Raw genomic sequence first — 15319 nt, forward strand, 5'->3', positions numbered from 1 at the left:
AGTACGCTTTGGTGCGTCTGCTGGTCTTACGATCGTAGGCTACAGAGACCGCTAAAAAGCTAGCGGGCCCCTTGTTGCTCACGAAAAAGAGATTTACGGTTTGTTAGCGAGCCAATAGGACGAACGCAAGCGCGATGATTGCCGGAAGGGCCTGTACAAAAAAGATGGAACGTTGTGCGGTCAATGCGCCATACACCCCCGCCACAATGACGCAGCCCAGGAAGAAACAGGCGACGTTTTGGCTCCAAACCGAATCATCAATCAGTAGTGACCAGCACAGACCGGCGGCCAAAAACCCGTTGTAAAGGCCCTGATTAGCGGCCAAGGCCTTCGTCGGCTCGAACAACTCAGGCGACAGCGATTTGAACGTCTTACGGCCCCGGGTTGTCCAGGCGAACATTTCCAGCCACAAGATATACAGGTGTTCAATGGCGACAAGCGCAATCAAAAGCTGGGAGACTACGTTCATGGCTGGCGAGTTCAGGATGATCGAGCGACGTGTTTGTGCAAATGTGTCGAAAGTAAGGCTAAATCCCAGACGAATGGCTGAGTTGTCCCATAAAAAAAAGCCCTCCGATCAATCGGAGGGCTTTCACTAAACGGGTAGTGTGTCGTTATGCCCGTGCTGGCCTTAATACGGTGAAGCGTTGTTGCAGCAGGTAGTAGCCACCAAACAAAACGGTAGTAAAGAACAGGTCGCCCAGTAAGCCGTTCAGGAAGAAAGACGTACCATTATAAAACGCCATACCCGCTACATAGCAGGTCATCAGCCCCGCTGGTGTCTGCGGATAGTACATGCTACCGTACCACACGGCAAAGTTCGTGATCAGAAAAAACAGTACGGATGATGCAACCGAAGTAGCCGCTACGCGCCACGCCGACGGTTGACGAAGTGCCCACAGGCCCAACAGCCAGATTAGCGTAAAACTCCCATAAACAGCGCCCATCGTACTATGAAAGCCAATCAGCGCATCACTCAGCAGCAGGGCTGCCAGCGGAGCAACCAGGCCAAGCCACTTCCGTTCAAACGTTGCCGCGCCAAATAGCGCCAGAGCCGCAATGGGCGTAACGTTTGGCCAGTGGGGCAACAGGCGAAACAGCGCCGTAACCAGCACAATGACCGTAAGGGTAACCAAACGAATTTGCAGTGATTTCATAAAATTTATCAGCGGTTAATGTATTGAACCGTGTACGAAGAATCCGTGATTGTGAGTTTCGTCACCGCGCCATAGTCGAGATTAAGACGGTAGGCATTCTGCAAAGATAAATCCAGAAACAGACAGAGCAAAGCCCGAATCACGCCACCATGCGAAACAACGAATACGGGCTCAGACGATTGCACCTGCGCCAATGGCTGAATTTTCTCCTGCCAGAAAGCGCTAACCCGTTCGAAAACATCGCTGAAATTCTCACCGTTTGGGGTTCTGACGTTTACGAAATCAGCCATCCACGGGTCCAGCACCTCACGACCAATGTCAGCCCAGGGGGTCATTTCCCAATCGCCGAAAAAGAATTCTTTGAGTCGGTCATCGAACTGCACCGGTAGCGGATGCTCACCGACAACGGCAGTCTGACCCGGTGCGGTTTCGATCTGACTCCCAGGTGAAAACGCAGCCGCCAGATCACTGGCTAATCGCTGACAGCGGCTTAGTGGCGAAGAGAAAATAGCCGATGGACGTTGCCATGCCGGATCGTCACCGGGCAGATGAGCCAGCAGCCGATCCCGCTGTTCTTCATACGTGTCGGCAAGGTCAACGTCCGATTGTCCGTAGGCAACACGTCGCCCAACGGCAACTTCGGTATGACGAATCAGGTAAACGTCCATAAGGTAGAAGAGAATAGGTCAGACTGAGACCCAGAGTAAGGAAACAAACGACAGGTAAATAATAACTTCGGTAATTTGTTGAGTAGCACCGAGGCAATCGCCGGTGTAGCCGCCGAGCCACTTCCCGAAAAACCACACGAGCCGCCACCGAACCAAAGCCAGCGGAATCAGGAAAAGTAAATAGATCCAGAGGGTTGTATACACGACCAGTGCAATCAGGGGTAGTAAACCGAAAATAGCCGCGATGGTTAGCTGACCAGCGGTAATGCCCTGCGCAATGGGCTTTGCCTTAGCGTCGAGGTCTTCGCGGGCGTAGGGCAGAGCCCGAATAACCGTTGTGGCCGTCAACCGACTCAGGCTATGGGCTGAAATGTACTTCAGCGCGACCCCCCACCCAAACGATTCAACGGTCAGCATCGATTGCAGCGCGAAAAATTTGACCGCCAACAGTAACCCCAGACCAATGGTACCGTAGGTTCCCAGACGGCTGTCTTTCATGATGGTCAGAATTTTCTCTTTCGTCCAGCCACCGCCGAAGCCATCGCATACATCAGCGAACCCGTCTTCGTGAAAAGCGCCCGTCACCCAGACCGTAGCAATCATGCTGAACAGAATCGGTAAATAGGTTGGCGGGAACAGTAGCGTACATAGCCAGTACATACCAACCCCAATCCCGCCCACGATCCAGCCGATCAGCGGAAAAAATACCGTCGACCGATTCAAGGCCTCCGCCGAGTGATCGATCGATTTTGGCACCGGTAATCGGGTGTAAAACATGAGGGCGGTAAAGAAGAGTCTCAACTTGATAAGGTTTGTTTATGACGAATGTGGAGCCAATGTAAACGTGGCTGAGTCAAGCTCCCGCTTTGTCTTAGTGACTAAGCTGACGGGCCAAATAGCGCTTGTCCCAGCCACGAACGGGTTAAAACCCGTGATACGATTACATACCGCTTTTATAAACTGTCCATCGTGGCCATTTCATTCAGCATCCCGACGGCAGCCTGCACGATGGGGTAGGCAAGGGCACACCCAGTACCTTCGCCCAGTCGCAGATTAAGCGTGAGCAGGGGCTGCGCATTTAAAAAGTTGAGCATCAACTGATGGCCGGTCTCGTCAGATTGATGGCAGAAAATACAATGCTGTCGTACGGCAGGGTTAAGGGCATGGGCGACCAGCAGAGCCGCCGTGGCAATAAATCCGTCGATTAGGATGAGCATACCGTTTTCGGTGGCCTGTAATAAACCGCCCACAATGGCCGCAATCTCCAGACCGCCCATGGCCGTCAAAATGGCCATGGGGTCGGTTAGCTGAACGTATTGATCAGCGACTTCCCGTAGGATCGACCGTTTATGAGCCAGCCCGGAGTCCGTAAGCCCCGTCCCGCGACCAACGCATTGCTCCAGCGGCAGATTCGTCAGGCGGTGCATCAACAGCGCGGCAGAAGCGGTGTTGCCGATGCCCATTTCGCCGAAACCAATCACGTTGCAATCCCGGTATTGAACCCCATTGACCAGCGTTTTTCCGGCATCAATAGCCGCTTCGCATTCGTCGGGTGTCATGGCAGCCTCGTAGCGCATGTTACGGGTGCCCGGCCGGATCTTATATTTTACAAAGTTATCGGTGTTTTCTTCGAAGGAACCGTTGACGCCTACATCGCACACTAACAGGTTCAGCCCATTCTGCCGGCAAAACACGTTGATGGCCGCACCGCCCGCGATGAAGTTTCTGACCATGCTATAGGTAATGTCGGCTGGGTAAGCGCTGACGCCTTCAGCCGCCAGTCCATGATCGCCCGCAAAAACCAACAGGTGCGGATTGCTGAGAGCGGGTGTCTCCGTCCGTTGGATCAAGGCGATTTGAAGGGCCAGTTCTTCGAGCCGACCCAGTGCACCAAGTGGTTTCGTTTTATGATCGATGCGCTGGCGAACGGTCGTTTCTAACGTAATGAGTGATGAAGTGAGCGTCATCGGTTGATAGGGTAAAAAAAGTCAATTTTCGGTGATGCGTCGTGTACTAGTGCATCACCGAAAATGGTTATTCAGATATTCGTCAATCGACGTTTAGTATGGTTTCTAGATCGGCAGGGGAGTAGTTGATACTCTTGAGCGTTTTCTGGTCGGCGTCGCGGTAGACCAGGAATTTACCGTCTGATTCAACATAGTGGCAATCAACACCTTTCGCCTGGTACTGCGCTACGGTTGCTTCGGCCTCTTCGACGGTCAGGCAAGCTTTGCTCATGTTCGACCGTTGAACTTCTTCGAACAGGGCCTTGAATTTATCGCCCAGGCCAAATTCCAGCACCGCACCAGACAGAACATATTGTAAATCGCAGAGCGCATCGGCCACCGCGACAATGTCACCCGCGACGATGGCTTCTCTAAATTCGTCGAGTTCTTCGGCCAGCAGCGCTACCCGCAGTCCACAACGGGATTCGGATGGAATTTGGGGTGTGTCGAGAACGGGGGCATGAAAGGTGCGGTGAAATTCCGCAACCTGGGTAAGTGAATCAGGTGAATGCATATTGTTTAGAAATCAGCGATCAGGTTGGTTTTGAACAGCTTAATGGCGATTGCCAAGAGGATGATGCCGAAGATTTTACGAAGTACCGCCAGTCCACCTGATCCTAACCGGGTTTCGAGCCAGCCCGATGATTTCAGAACCGCGTAGATCAGGAACAGATTCAGTACAATACCGACGATGATGTTAACGATCTGGTATTCCGCGCGCAGGGAGATAATGGTCGTTAACGTCCCGGCACCCGCAATGAGCGGAAAAGCGATGGGTACGATGTGCGTTGCTCCGCCCGTACTGGTTTCGTCGGGTTTGAAAATGGTGCGGCCCAGAATCATCTCCAGGCCAATCAGAAAGATAATCAGGGCACCGGCTACCGCAAATGAGGCAACATCGACGCCAAATAATTTCAGTAGGCGTTCGCCAACGAACAGGAACGAGACCATAAGCGCACCCGATACCAGCGTTGCCCGTTCGGATTCGATCTTGCCGACTTTTTTGCGCAGATCAATAATAACTGGTAATGAGCCAATTACGTCGATAACGGAGAACAAGATGAGCGTAACTGAAGCAATTTCCTTTATGTTGAACATGGTGATTGTGTACCATTCTACGAGTAGTGCTGCTGGAATGACAAAAGGAATCGCTTTAAGGTTTCAATCTCACTGTCAGTAATGGCCGGGAAATTGGCAATGCGGAAGGTCGTCGTTTTCCAGTCGCCATAGCCATTGCCCAGCGTGATACCCGCCTGTTGAGCAGCCTGTTTGATCGTCTTGACATCTGCTTCGGAACCCTCGATGGCAATCACCGTATCGGATCGCTCGGCCGGATTTTTGACTAACAACCGGAAGGGCGATGATGCCATTTCCTGTTCGAAAAAGGTGTACCAGCTGGCCGCTCGTTTTCTGGTGATCGCATCGACCTCGGCAATGGGCTGTACTTGCTGCATTACGCGCATGAGCAGGTAAATGCCCAGCCCATTGGGTGTGTAAGGCGTCTGGAACTTTGCGAAGTTTTCGTGAATGAACAGCAGACTGTTATAGTGGTCGTTTTCGCCGATGGCCTGCGCCTTGCTGAGTGCCGCCGGTGAATAAATCAATACCGCCAGTCCGGCCGGTAAACCGAAGCACTTCTGCACCGACGCGAACCAGACATCGGCCAAGGTCCAGTCGAAAGCGATACCGGCCATCGATGATACCGCATCTACAGCAATCAGGGCTGAACCGTCTTTTCCGGAAAAGTCCCGTCGAAACTGCGCCAGTGTTTCCATCGTGACCTGCGTACCGTTCGAGGTTTCATTCTGTACGAGACACAGTACATCGGCCTGATTAAGTTCAACCGGTGGTTTGATGCGGTAGGCGTATTCTGCCCATTTTTTGCCAAAAGCACCTCCGTATGGATGTAGACTGGCCTGCCCCGTCAGCGACTGTGCCACAATTTCCCAACACTCCGTTGCCGACGACACGAACGCAATGTGGTAATCGGCGGGGATGGCCAGCTTGTCGTGCAATAACCTGACCGTCTCTTTGACAATAGCCATGAACCCCGCGCTACGGTGGTTCAAACTGACAACGCCTTCGCGAATGGCTTCGGCTGCGTAGTCGGCTACCTGCGGATATACTTTCGATGGACCAGGGTAAAAGGTAATCATGTCGATTAGCGATTAATGGACAATGGCCAGCGGACGTAACCGGCAGTTGATAAGCGTTTGGGGTAATTTGTCATTGAAAATGGCCGTTGATTACTCACTGATCAGGTATCGTACGGCCATCTCGTAGCCTTTGAGACCAAGACCAACGACGACACCCTTGCATTTGGCCGACAGATAACTGTGGTGACGAAACGATTCGCGGGCGTGCACGTTAGAGATATGGACCTCAACCGCCGGGGCCGTAATGGCCGAGAGCGCGTCGGCAATAGCAATGGAGGTGTGGGTATAAGCCCCTGCATTGATCACGATACCATCGATGGTAAAGCCAAGCTCATGGATTTTATCCAGCAGCTCACCCTCGTGATTCGACTGAAAATAGCGAAGTTGCACATCGGGAAACAGATCTTCCAGCGTTTTGAGGTAATCGACGAACGAGCGGTTGCCATAAATACCCGGTTCGCGTTTGCCGAGCAGGTTCAGGTTGGGGCCGTTAATGATGAGGATCTGTTTCATACTATAACCTGGATGTCCACGTCCGGGAGTAAGGGTAATACAATCAATGTTTTTCGTCGGGAGGTGGTCGTCCCGGCTACTCGTATGTGGCAAAGTTATATAAACGCCTTCAAGAACTACCTTAAACTCGAACGGTCGTTGTCCGAAAACTCCGTAGAAGCTTACCTGCACGACGCCGAAAAACTCTATCAGTTCATCCTGCTAACTGAGCCCGAGTTGTCGCCCATGCAAATGACGGAGAAGCAGTTACTGAACTTTTTGGCCTATCTGGGCGAGTTGGGTTTATCGGCGCATAGTCAGGCGCGCATCCTGTCGGGATTAAAATCATTTTTTAGCTATCTGATCCTCGAAAACCTGATCCAGATCGATCCGACGCAATTGGTGGAAGCCCCGAAGCTGGGCCGGAAACTGCCCGACACGCTCAGTTTTCCCGAAATTGAAGGGATGCTGGCTGCTATTGACCTGTCGACACCCGGTGGCACCCGCGACCGGGCTATGCTCGAAGTCCTGTACAGTTCGGGCCTTCGGGTGTCGGAATTGCTCAATTTACGGTTGACAAATTGCTTTTTTGACGCGGGGTTCATCCGTGTCATTGGCAAAGGCGATAAGATGCGACTAGTTCCCATTGGACAGGATGCTATGCACTACACGCGCATCTATATCGAGCACGTTCGTTCGACACTGGATATTCAGAAAGGGGACGAAGATGCCATTTTCCTCAACCTGCGCGGGAAACAATTATCCCGTATTTCAGTCTTTACAACCATCAAAAAATTAGCGGACGAGGTAGGAATTCAAAAAAATATCAGCCCGCACACGTTCCGGCATTCATTTGCCACGCACCTGATCGAAGGCGGGGCCGATCTGCGGGCCGTTCAGCAGATGTTGGGACACGAATCAATTACTACCACCGAGATATACACCCACCTCGACCGCGACTACTTACAGCAAACGCTTCGGGAGTTTCACCCGAGAAGTCAGAAACGGAAGGGTTAGCTAGCTTTCTAACCCGCCCTAACTGAATCCTGAATCCGCTTTACTCTATACCTTGTCCATACAATTGAGATGAAAAAGAAAAACGCTTCGCTGTAACAGGCATGAGCGTGCCGCCGGGAGATTCAAGCAAAAAAAAGTCCCCGCTATCGAAACGATGGCGGGGAACCCCGAACCTACTAACCCAAAACTAATGAACTAATACTATTATTATGTTTTTAAAATCGTTGATTCGGATTGACACCACAGGCTCCGTTGATCGATGCGTGTGCGCCAGCTATAATGTTTATTTATTTACTTAAAAATAAACAAAACTCGTGCCATATTTCATTTGAATGATTTTAAATTAATAAGAATGCTCCTATTTGTATGCAAATAATGGAAAATATTTCTCTAAAAAATCAGCAAACGCAATTTAGTTTACCAGACGGTATCCATTATTTGAATTGCGCCACCCGTGCACCCTTAAGTAAGTTAGCCGAGCAGGCTGGTTACGATGCAGTTAGACGGGATACGAACCCGTTTGGTCTCCGTCCCGACGATTTTTTTCGCGGAGCCGTCCGCGTTCGTGCGTTATTCTCCGAATTGATCAATAATCCTGACCCCGATCGGATTGCAATCGTGCCATCTGTTTCCTACGGTATGGCTGTGGTTGCCCGTAACCTGCCTCATAAGCCCGGTATACAGGCTGGGCAGACGATCGTCCTTCTCGAAAGCGAATTTCCGAGTGATGTGTACGCCTGGGAACGCGTCAGTCAGGAAGTGGGGCTAACGATCAAGACGGTTCGTATGCCCGATCAATTTCCCAAAGGACCCGTCTGGAACGAACGATTACTCGATGCGATCGGACCCGATACCGCCCTGGTACTGGCTCCCCCCGTGCACTGGATGTATGGCGTTCAGTTCGACCTGGAGGCAGTCGGAAAACGGGCGCGGGAGGTAGGGGCGTGGTTTGCCGTAGACGGGACACAGGCCATCGGTGCGCTGCCGTTTGATCTGGCGGCCAGTCAACCTGACGCAGTTGTATGTGCTGGTTATAAATGGCTGATGGGGCCTTATTCGCTGGGGTTAGCGTATTTCGGTCCCGCTTTCGATGAGGGCATTCCGCTAGAAGAGGGCTGGATGAATCGACTGGACAGTAATCAATTTCACCGGTTGATGGATTATCAGCCCGCTTACCGACCCAAGGCGTATCGCTACAACGTCGGCGAACAGTCCCATTTTATCCAGATGCCCATGCTGGAGGCATCGCTGACGCAGCTGCTTGACTGGAAACCCGAACGAATTCAGGCGTATACGGAAGATCTGATGCAACACGCGTGGCCAGCACTGGAGCAACTTGGCTGTTTCATCGAACCCGTACACGGTAAACAGGGACGCAGTCACCATCTGGTTGGGCTTTGGTTGCCCGACTACGCCGACCCAATGGCTGTTCAACAGGCGCTGCTGGCCGAGAAGGTTGCCGTTTCGCCCCGCGCCCGGGCTCTGCGAATCGCACCACATCTGTACAATACACCCGCTGATGTCGATGCACTGGTGGGCGTACTGACAGACGTACTCAAGCGGTAGGCAAGCTAATAACCGCTCACGTCAGCGAATAGATGCGTTACGCTTCGTACAACTCAAGGGGTAAATCGTCCGGGTCAGCAAAAAAGGTAAATCGCCGACCCGTTTGCTCATCGACTCGGATCGGTTCGGTTACTACACCTTGTTGATTCAGTTGAGCGACAGCGGCATCAAGGTCGTGTACGGCAAAGGCCAGATGGCGCAGACCGAGTGCTTCGGGTCGGGAAGGTCGTTTTTGTGGGCTTGGAAACGAAAACAGCTCAATTATGTACTGACCGTTGAGGGCCAGATCTAATTTGTACGACTGTCGTTCGTGGCGATAGACCTCGCCCAGGATCGTTAGACCCAGTATATCGGTGTAAAAATGTTTGGACGTTGGGTAGTCCGAACAGATGATGGCAATGTGGTGTACGGCGGCTAGGTTCAGCATACTTATCTTGGAGCAAGCAGGGTATCGTCGTCGGTTACGGTCGTGTCAATGGCAATGCCGTCGCGTTGGGCTGGGAAGGCCCGCTCTACCTGCCGGTGTTTGTTCCAGGGTGCGGTTGTCCGGCGGGCCATATCAATGGCAAACAGAGCGACAATGGCCGTAAAGGAAATAAAGACGATGATAAAAATTCGACGATTACGGTTCACGGATTACAGGTGGTTTTGCGCGACGAACAGCATTGGTTACGGTTCGTAACGGTATTTTATTGATCGTGCGGTAGCTGTTTGGGAGCGATCTCGAAGGCTACGCTACCCGTTCGTCCGGACACTTCCGGCCAGGAAACATCGGCAAACGTAACGGCAACAACGGCACCCTTGCTCATCGAACCAACCGATTGATGCGTCAGAAATTCGGCGAAGTAAGAAACATCCGGATTATGACCAACGATCATGGCTGAGTCGATATCGTTAGGCAGGGCATTGACCGCAGCCAGATACGCTTTCGGACCCCCTTCAAACAGCGGTTCATTCAGTTGAATCGTTGTTTGATCAAAGCCAAGCTGTTCCGCAATGACTTTTGCTGTGTCGCGGGCGCGGGGCGCGGTACTACTGATAATGACCTGGGGATGAATAGCTTTGTTGTGCAGATAACGACCCATCCGGGCGGCTGCCATAATGCCGTCGGAGGTCAATTCACGACTGTGATCGTTCATGAACGGGGACCGGTCTTCGGCTTTTGCATGCCGAACGATATAAAGTGTAAGGGGCATCGGAAACGTGTATGAGCTACGATCACTAACGGATTACGGGCGCTGAAAGTTAGCGAATAGCGACAAAATATGCGTGATTGTTCGCTGGGCAAGGCAACAGGTGCGCGCTACTCCTCCGCGAAACGGGTGGCCCACCCACATAAATCCCGTAACGATGAACCGGTTCACCGCTCGGTGTTCAGTCAAAACGAGCGGTACAGCTTTGCTGAGGCAAAGCTGTTTTTAGTCAACCAACCGTCACCTTTTTAATTCTAGTGGGCTATTCAGCGTACAATCTGTATTTTTGCGGACCGAACACAATCCGGTTGTCGTTTCAGCATGAGTTATTTACCAATTCAGCACGTATTAAAAACAGTACCCGTTGGCACCGATGTGACCATTAAAGGGTGGGTCCGCACCAAGCGCGAAAGTAAAAACGCCGTATTTATTGCCCTCAACGACGGCTCAACGATCAATAATATCCAGGCCGTTGCTGAAGCCGGGCAACTGTCGGAAGAGACGCTGAAACTCGTCACGACCGGGGCTTGTCTGGCCGTTACCGGGTCGCTGGTCGAGTCGCAGGGAGCTGGCCAGGCGGTGGAGGTTAAGATTGCATCGATCCAGGTTTATGGACCGGCTGACCCCGACAAGTACCCCTTGCAACCAAAGCGGCACTCGCTGGAATTTCTGCGTGAGATTGCCCACCTGCGCCCACGTACTAACACATTCAGTGCCATTTTGCGCGTTCGCCATGCGCTGGCGTTTGCCATTCATAAGTACTTTAACGACAACGGATTTTTCTACCTGAACACGCCCATCATAACCGCTTCTGACGCGGAAGGAGCGGGTGAAATGTTCCGGGTAACGACGCTCGATGCGACGAAGCCACCCCTCACCGAAGAGGGTAAGGTCGACTATAGCCAGGATTTCTTCGGACGGGAAACCAACCTGACCGTATCGGGGCAGCTCGAAGGCGAACTGGGCGCTATGGCTCTGGGCAAGATTTATACTTTTGGACCAACCTTCCGCGCCGAGAACTCAAACACGACGCGGCACCTGGCCGAGTTCTGGATGATTGAGCCGGAGATGGCTTTCTTTGAGCTGGAAGACAACATGAATCTGGCCGAGGATTTCGTGAAGACGGTCATTCGCTACGCGTTGCAACACTGCGCCGACGATCTGGCCTTTCTGGATAATCGGCTGAAAGAAGAAGAGAAGACCAAAAAGAAAGAAGAGCAGAGTGAGCTGAGCCTATTGGAAAAGCTCCAGTTTGTGATCAGCAACGAATTCGTCCGGCTTACCTACACTGATGCCATCGAGATTCTGGTAAATTCCAAACCTGCCAAAAAAGGCCAGTTTCAGTACGAGGTTAGCTGGGGTGTCGATTTGCAGTCAGAGCACGAGCGGTATCTGGTCGAGAAACACTTCAAGAAGCCGGTCATCCTGACAAACTATCCACGGGCGATTAAATCGTTCTACATGAAGCAGGATGAGGAGTCGTCGGCAACGCCGGGGCCAACTGTGCGGGCGATGGACGTTTTGTTTCCCGGCATTGGCGAAATCATTGGCGGCTCACAACGGGAAGATGATTTCGATAAACTCGTCGCCCGGATGCACGAAGTGGGCATCGAGCCTGAAACGATGTGGTGGTATCTGGACACGCGCCGGTTTGGCTCGGCACCTCACGCCGGGTTTGGTCTTGGCTTCGAACGGCTGGTTCTGTTCGTGACGGGCATGAGCAATATCCGCGATGTGATCCCATTCCCACGCGCTCCCAAAACCGCCGAATTTTAAGTACGGTCACGCTGACGAAGGAAGCATCTTCGGTAGCCACTCTTTTGTTACACCCGAAGATGCTTCCTTCCGCACCGGCGGACCGGTCAGCGTGACGAAAAATGCTTGCTCTTCCTATTTTTCTTGCCGTTGCCTCCGGCTTTGTCGTTGTCGGTGTCTACACTGAACGGAAGGTATCCGCGTTCATGCAGGATCGGCTCGGTCCGATGGAAACGGGGAAATGGGGGCTGCTCCAGTTGTTCGCTGATCTGCTGAAACTGCTTCAGAAAGAAGACATTGTACCGACAGCCGCTGACCGGCGACTATTTCTACTTGCTCCGGCGGTCATTTTCGCATCGGTCTTTGCGGGCTTTGCCGTGCTACCCCTCACGCCCGATTTGCAGGGGTCGGGTGCAGCCGTTGGCGTATTTTACCTGATGGCAATCGTTTCCTTCGATGTGGTCGGGATTCTGATGGCCGGTTGGGGATCGAACAACAAATATTCGCTTTTTGGGGCTATGCGGGCGGTGGCTCAGATCATTTCCTACGAGATTCCGCTGGGTCTGACAATCCTTTGCGTGGTGATGATTTGCCAGACACTGAACCTACAGGAAATCAGTTTTCAGCAGGGATTATTCGCGGTCGAACCAAATTACCTGTTTGGCCTGAAGGCGCTGGGCGTCGACGTGACGGGGTGGGGGGGTATTTTCGCCTGGAATATCTTCCGCAATCCGTTTCTGCTGATCGCCTACGTTATCTTTTTTATCTGCACGCTGGCGGAGTCCAATCGCGCTCCGTTCGACCTGCCCGAAGGCGAATCGGAAATCGTGGGGGGCTTCCATACCGAATATTCGGGAATGCGGTTTGCGTTGCTCTACTTGTCGGAGTATGCTATGATGTTGCTGGTGTCGTTTCTGGGCGCGGTGCTGTTTCTGGGAAGCTGGAATACACCCCTGCCCAATATCGGCCCGGTTCGTCTGGCCGACTGGACCAGTGGCGCACCCGGCACGATCTGGGGCAACGTGACGGGCGTTTTCTGGCTGCTTTCCAAAGTGTTTCTGGCCGTGCTGGTACAGATGTGGGTACGCTGGACCTTCCCGCGTATCCGCGTCGATCAGATGATGTTTCTGTGCTGGAAAGTCCTGACGCCCATCGGTCTAATCCTACTTTTGATCTCCGGCATCTGGCGATTGCTGATGATATAGTCGATCCCGCTGACGGATTTTCGGGAAACTGATCCAATGCTATTGTGGTGGTTACCGGATAACGATGACTGAAAATAGCCTACAGGTCGCCATAAAGTCGATAAATTAGTAAACGTAGCCCCGGATTTACGTATTAGAACGAGATTGTGTTTGTAACTTTGCGCCCTTTTACGGCAAAAATGTCTCTATTTTCACCCAATCCGACTGGCGATCTGACGTGGCAGACGGCCTGGCAATCATCAGTATTTCGTCGAAAACTTATCATTGGACTGGTCTGTACCTTTGCGCTACTATTGACCTTTCCTTCCTTTTTTCAGACAATCGAGCGGCATACGGGCCCCGTTCTGCACGACTGGGTACTGAATCAGCTCCCCCCGCAGGATGTGTCGCTCTGGATTTTTCTGATCATCTGGGCTACGGCATTGCTCCTGCTCATCCGGGCCCGGTATAGCCCGGCGGTGTTCATGATGTACGTGTATGGCTACATCTTCATCAGTCTGTCGCGGATGCTGAGCATCAACCTGTTTCCACTCGATCCGCCCGTTGGTTTAATTCCGCTTGTTGACCCGCTCAGCAATGCCTTTTACGGAAAGACGTACATCACCAAAGACCTGTTCTATTCCGGCCACACATCGTCGATTTTTCTGATGTTCTTGTGCCTGCGTCGTCGGTGGGATCGTATAATCGCCTTCGTTGGATCGCTGATCGTCGGCTTTTTGTTGCTCGTTCAGCATGTGCACTACACGATCGACGTGATCGGCGCCTTTGTGTTCAGCTATCCGCTCTACGTGTTGGCGAAACGGGTGGCACTGGGCGGCTGGAACAAGGTTGACAATCCCGTCGATCAGAAGGCTTCACCCAACTGAAAATAGAGACCGTGGGAGGTGCTCTCCCCAAATCCCCAGCCATAATCGACTCGTAAGTTAAGCCGTTCTTTGCGGTTCAGCGCAACGCGAAGGCCACCGCCATACGCGTATTTAAGCGCCTGAAAATTCAGGTCGCGGAGATGATCCCCAACGTTACCCAGGCCGAAAAAACCGACAGCACCAACGCGGCCAATAATTGGCACACGGTATTCAGCTTGCAGAACGAGCTGATTTTTGCTCCGAAAACGACCGTCGTAATACCCTCGCATGCTGTTGGAGCCGCCAAAACTAGCCAGACTGCGTAAGGGCACCGCGCCGTTGTTGAACTGCCCATAGGCCTGTACGGCCAGTACCTGATTGCGATACAGGCGCATAAACCGGCGCAGGTCGATCGCATAGGCGGTATACCGAAAGTCGGAACCGAGCCAGGGCGTAAAGTGGCTAACGAACACCTGCATCAGTGCGCCCTGATCAGGCGAGAACGCATTGTTACGGGAGTCATACGTCAGGCTAAGACCGGCTCCGGAAATATGGTACGGGTCACGACCGGTAACGTGCTGCTGGTCGAAGAGTCCGCCGGCTACCCGATCGACATCCAGCAGGCGTTGGTACTCGTACAGGAGACCCCCAAAAAAGCGTTCTTTCAGCTTACGCTGTCCATGCAGGTAGACATAATACTGCCGGAACGTATAGGCTTCTTCATTCAGGTCGGGAGCAACTTTACCCAATCCCCAGAACTTGTCGGGGAAGTAACTATAGGAGAACTGATGGTTCAGGATGTACCGTTCGCCCGGAAAATACGTTGTTCCGTTCAGGGCCGCAATAAATTGTCGGCGCAGGGAGTATAAAACCAGCGCTTGCGTGTTAGAAGTCCGAGTGAGCGTATCAAGTTGATTGAATCGAAAGGTGAATGAGCTGGCTACACCGATGGACCAATCGGTCTCGATCGATCGGGCCACTAATGGTAAAATTAAGGTATGACGCGTTTTTGGGTCTTTGGTTACCAGAGACTGTATAGGTAAATTAAGGCTGTCTGACTGAGCGCAAACGGTGCTTGTTGGAGCGCTTAATAGGCTGATTAACAAGGCAATCAGTAGCCTGCCATTGAATGAAGACACAATAATTGAACGAACTGTTAATTAAAGTCAGATTAATTAAATGCTGGCAAAGTAATCTGAAAATTGTAAATTTAGTAGATTTGGGGATTAATAAACCATTATGGTTATTCCTGCCCGACA

Annotated in this window: 18 protein-coding genes; 5 read left to right on the plus strand and 13 right to left on the minus strand. The window is 52.2% G+C overall.

Going from position 1 to position 15319, the window contains the following annotated elements; all coding sequences use genetic code 11:
- Nucleotides 1-103: 103 nt before the first annotated feature.
- From GK091_RS09050 to aroQ, 9 genes are all read right to left on the minus strand, one after another.
- Complete coding sequence (locus GK091_RS09050) at nucleotides 104-469, minus strand: DUF1304 domain-containing protein (protein WP_164036529.1); 366 nt, start codon at nucleotides 467-469, stop codon at nucleotides 104-106.
- A gap of 145 nt (nucleotides 470-614) precedes the next feature.
- Complete coding sequence (locus tag GK091_RS09055) at nucleotides 615-1157, minus strand: DUF6580 family putative transport protein (RefSeq protein WP_164036531.1); 543 nt, start codon at nucleotides 1155-1157, stop codon at nucleotides 615-617.
- Nucleotides 1158-1165: 8 nt separating this feature from the next.
- Complete coding sequence (gene cobC / locus GK091_RS09060; RefSeq protein ID WP_164036532.1) at nucleotides 1166-1825, minus strand: alpha-ribazole phosphatase family protein; 660 nt, start codon at nucleotides 1823-1825, stop codon at nucleotides 1166-1168.
- Nucleotides 1826-1843: 18 nt separating this feature from the next.
- The gene (locus tag GK091_RS09065) at nucleotides 1844-2626 is read right to left on the minus strand and encodes an adenosylcobinamide-GDP ribazoletransferase (RefSeq protein ID WP_262889177.1); all 783 of its coding nucleotides are present in this window, start codon (nucleotides 2624-2626) and stop codon (nucleotides 1844-1846) included.
- 152 nt (nucleotides 2627-2778) lie between these two features.
- Nucleotides 2779-3792, minus strand: coding sequence for a nicotinate-nucleotide--dimethylbenzimidazole phosphoribosyltransferase (cobT, locus tag GK091_RS09070; RefSeq protein ID WP_164036536.1), 1014 nt, complete (start codon nucleotides 3790-3792; stop codon nucleotides 2779-2781).
- Nucleotides 3793-3874: 82 nt separating this feature from the next.
- Nucleotides 3875-4345: a pyrophosphohydrolase domain-containing protein gene (locus tag GK091_RS09075; RefSeq protein WP_164036538.1), complete on the minus strand. Its 471-nt coding sequence runs from the start codon at nucleotides 4343-4345 to the stop codon at nucleotides 3875-3877.
- A 5-nt stretch (nucleotides 4346-4350) separates the two neighbouring features.
- Nucleotides 4351-4929, minus strand: a complete 579-nt coding sequence (locus tag GK091_RS09080; RefSeq protein WP_164036542.1) for a MarC family protein — start codon at nucleotides 4927-4929, stop codon at nucleotides 4351-4353.
- Between the two features lie 17 nt (nucleotides 4930-4946).
- A complete protein-coding gene (locus GK091_RS09085) occupies nucleotides 4947-5987 on the minus strand; it encodes an aminotransferase class V-fold PLP-dependent enzyme (protein WP_164036544.1) in 1041 nt (346 codons plus the stop codon).
- A gap of 90 nt (nucleotides 5988-6077) precedes the next feature.
- Nucleotides 6078-6500, minus strand: a complete 423-nt coding sequence (aroQ, locus tag GK091_RS09090; RefSeq protein WP_164036546.1) for a type II 3-dehydroquinate dehydratase — start codon at nucleotides 6498-6500, stop codon at nucleotides 6078-6080.
- 84 nt (nucleotides 6501-6584) lie between these two features.
- Between aroQ and xerD the strand changes: the two genes are divergently transcribed.
- Both xerD and GK091_RS09100 read left to right on the plus strand, forming a co-directional pair.
- Complete coding sequence (gene xerD, locus GK091_RS09095; RefSeq protein ID WP_164036548.1) at nucleotides 6585-7496, plus strand: site-specific tyrosine recombinase XerD; 912 nt, start codon at nucleotides 6585-6587, stop codon at nucleotides 7494-7496.
- Nucleotides 7497-7871: 375 nt separating this feature from the next.
- Nucleotides 7872-9062 carry an aminotransferase class V-fold PLP-dependent enzyme gene (locus GK091_RS09100; RefSeq protein WP_164036549.1) on the plus strand — a complete coding sequence of 397 codons (1191 nt, stop codon included), beginning with the start codon at nucleotides 7872-7874 and terminating at the stop codon, nucleotides 9060-9062.
- A gap of 37 nt (nucleotides 9063-9099) precedes the next feature.
- On the opposite strand, the gene gloA2 is transcribed toward GK091_RS09100, so the two are convergent.
- The 3 genes from gloA2 to GK091_RS09115 are packed head-to-tail and all read right to left on the minus strand — an operon-like array spanning nucleotide 9100 to nucleotide 10258.
- Nucleotides 9100-9489 (minus strand): SMU1112c/YaeR family gloxylase I-like metalloprotein, encoded by a 390-nt coding sequence (gloA2, locus tag GK091_RS09105; RefSeq protein ID WP_164036552.1) that lies wholly within the window; start codon nucleotides 9487-9489, stop codon nucleotides 9100-9102.
- A gap of 2 nt (nucleotides 9490-9491) precedes the next feature.
- Entirely contained in the window at nucleotides 9492-9695 is a 204-nt protein-coding gene (locus tag GK091_RS09110) for a hypothetical protein (protein WP_164036554.1), read from the minus strand.
- A 56-nt stretch (nucleotides 9696-9751) separates the two neighbouring features.
- Nucleotides 9752-10258 carry a SixA phosphatase family protein gene (locus tag GK091_RS09115; protein ID WP_164036557.1) on the minus strand — a complete coding sequence of 169 codons (507 nt, stop codon included), beginning with the start codon at nucleotides 10256-10258 and terminating at the stop codon, nucleotides 9752-9754.
- A gap of 318 nt (nucleotides 10259-10576) precedes the next feature.
- On the opposite strand from GK091_RS09115, the gene asnS reads away from it, so the two are divergent.
- The 3 genes from asnS (at nucleotide 10577) to GK091_RS09130 (ending at nucleotide 14081) form a co-directional block, all read left to right on the plus strand.
- Nucleotides 10577-12031, plus strand: a complete 1455-nt coding sequence (gene asnS / locus GK091_RS09120) for an asparagine--tRNA ligase (protein WP_164036559.1) — start codon at nucleotides 10577-10579, stop codon at nucleotides 12029-12031.
- A gap of 101 nt (nucleotides 12032-12132) precedes the next feature.
- Nucleotides 12133-13215 carry a complex I subunit 1/NuoH family protein gene (locus GK091_RS09125; protein ID WP_164036561.1) on the plus strand — a complete coding sequence of 361 codons (1083 nt, stop codon included), beginning with the start codon at nucleotides 12133-12135 and terminating at the stop codon, nucleotides 13213-13215.
- A gap of 179 nt (nucleotides 13216-13394) precedes the next feature.
- On the plus strand, nucleotides 13395-14081 hold the full coding sequence (locus GK091_RS09130) for a phosphatase PAP2-related protein (RefSeq protein WP_164036563.1): 687 nt from the start codon (nucleotides 13395-13397) through the stop codon (nucleotides 14079-14081).
- Here the strand turns inward: GK091_RS09130 and GK091_RS09135 are convergent.
- Nucleotides 14060-15040: a BamA/TamA family outer membrane protein gene (locus GK091_RS09135; protein WP_317166287.1), complete on the minus strand. Its 981-nt coding sequence runs from the start codon at nucleotides 15038-15040 to the stop codon at nucleotides 14060-14062. The two genes, GK091_RS09130 and GK091_RS09135, sit on opposite strands and share 22 nt — an antisense overlap.
- Nucleotides 15041-15319: the final 279 nt, after the last annotated feature.

Source organism: Spirosoma agri (genome assembly GCF_010747415.1).
Taxonomy (GTDB): domain Bacteria; phylum Bacteroidota; class Bacteroidia; order Cytophagales; family Spirosomataceae; genus Spirosoma; species Spirosoma agri.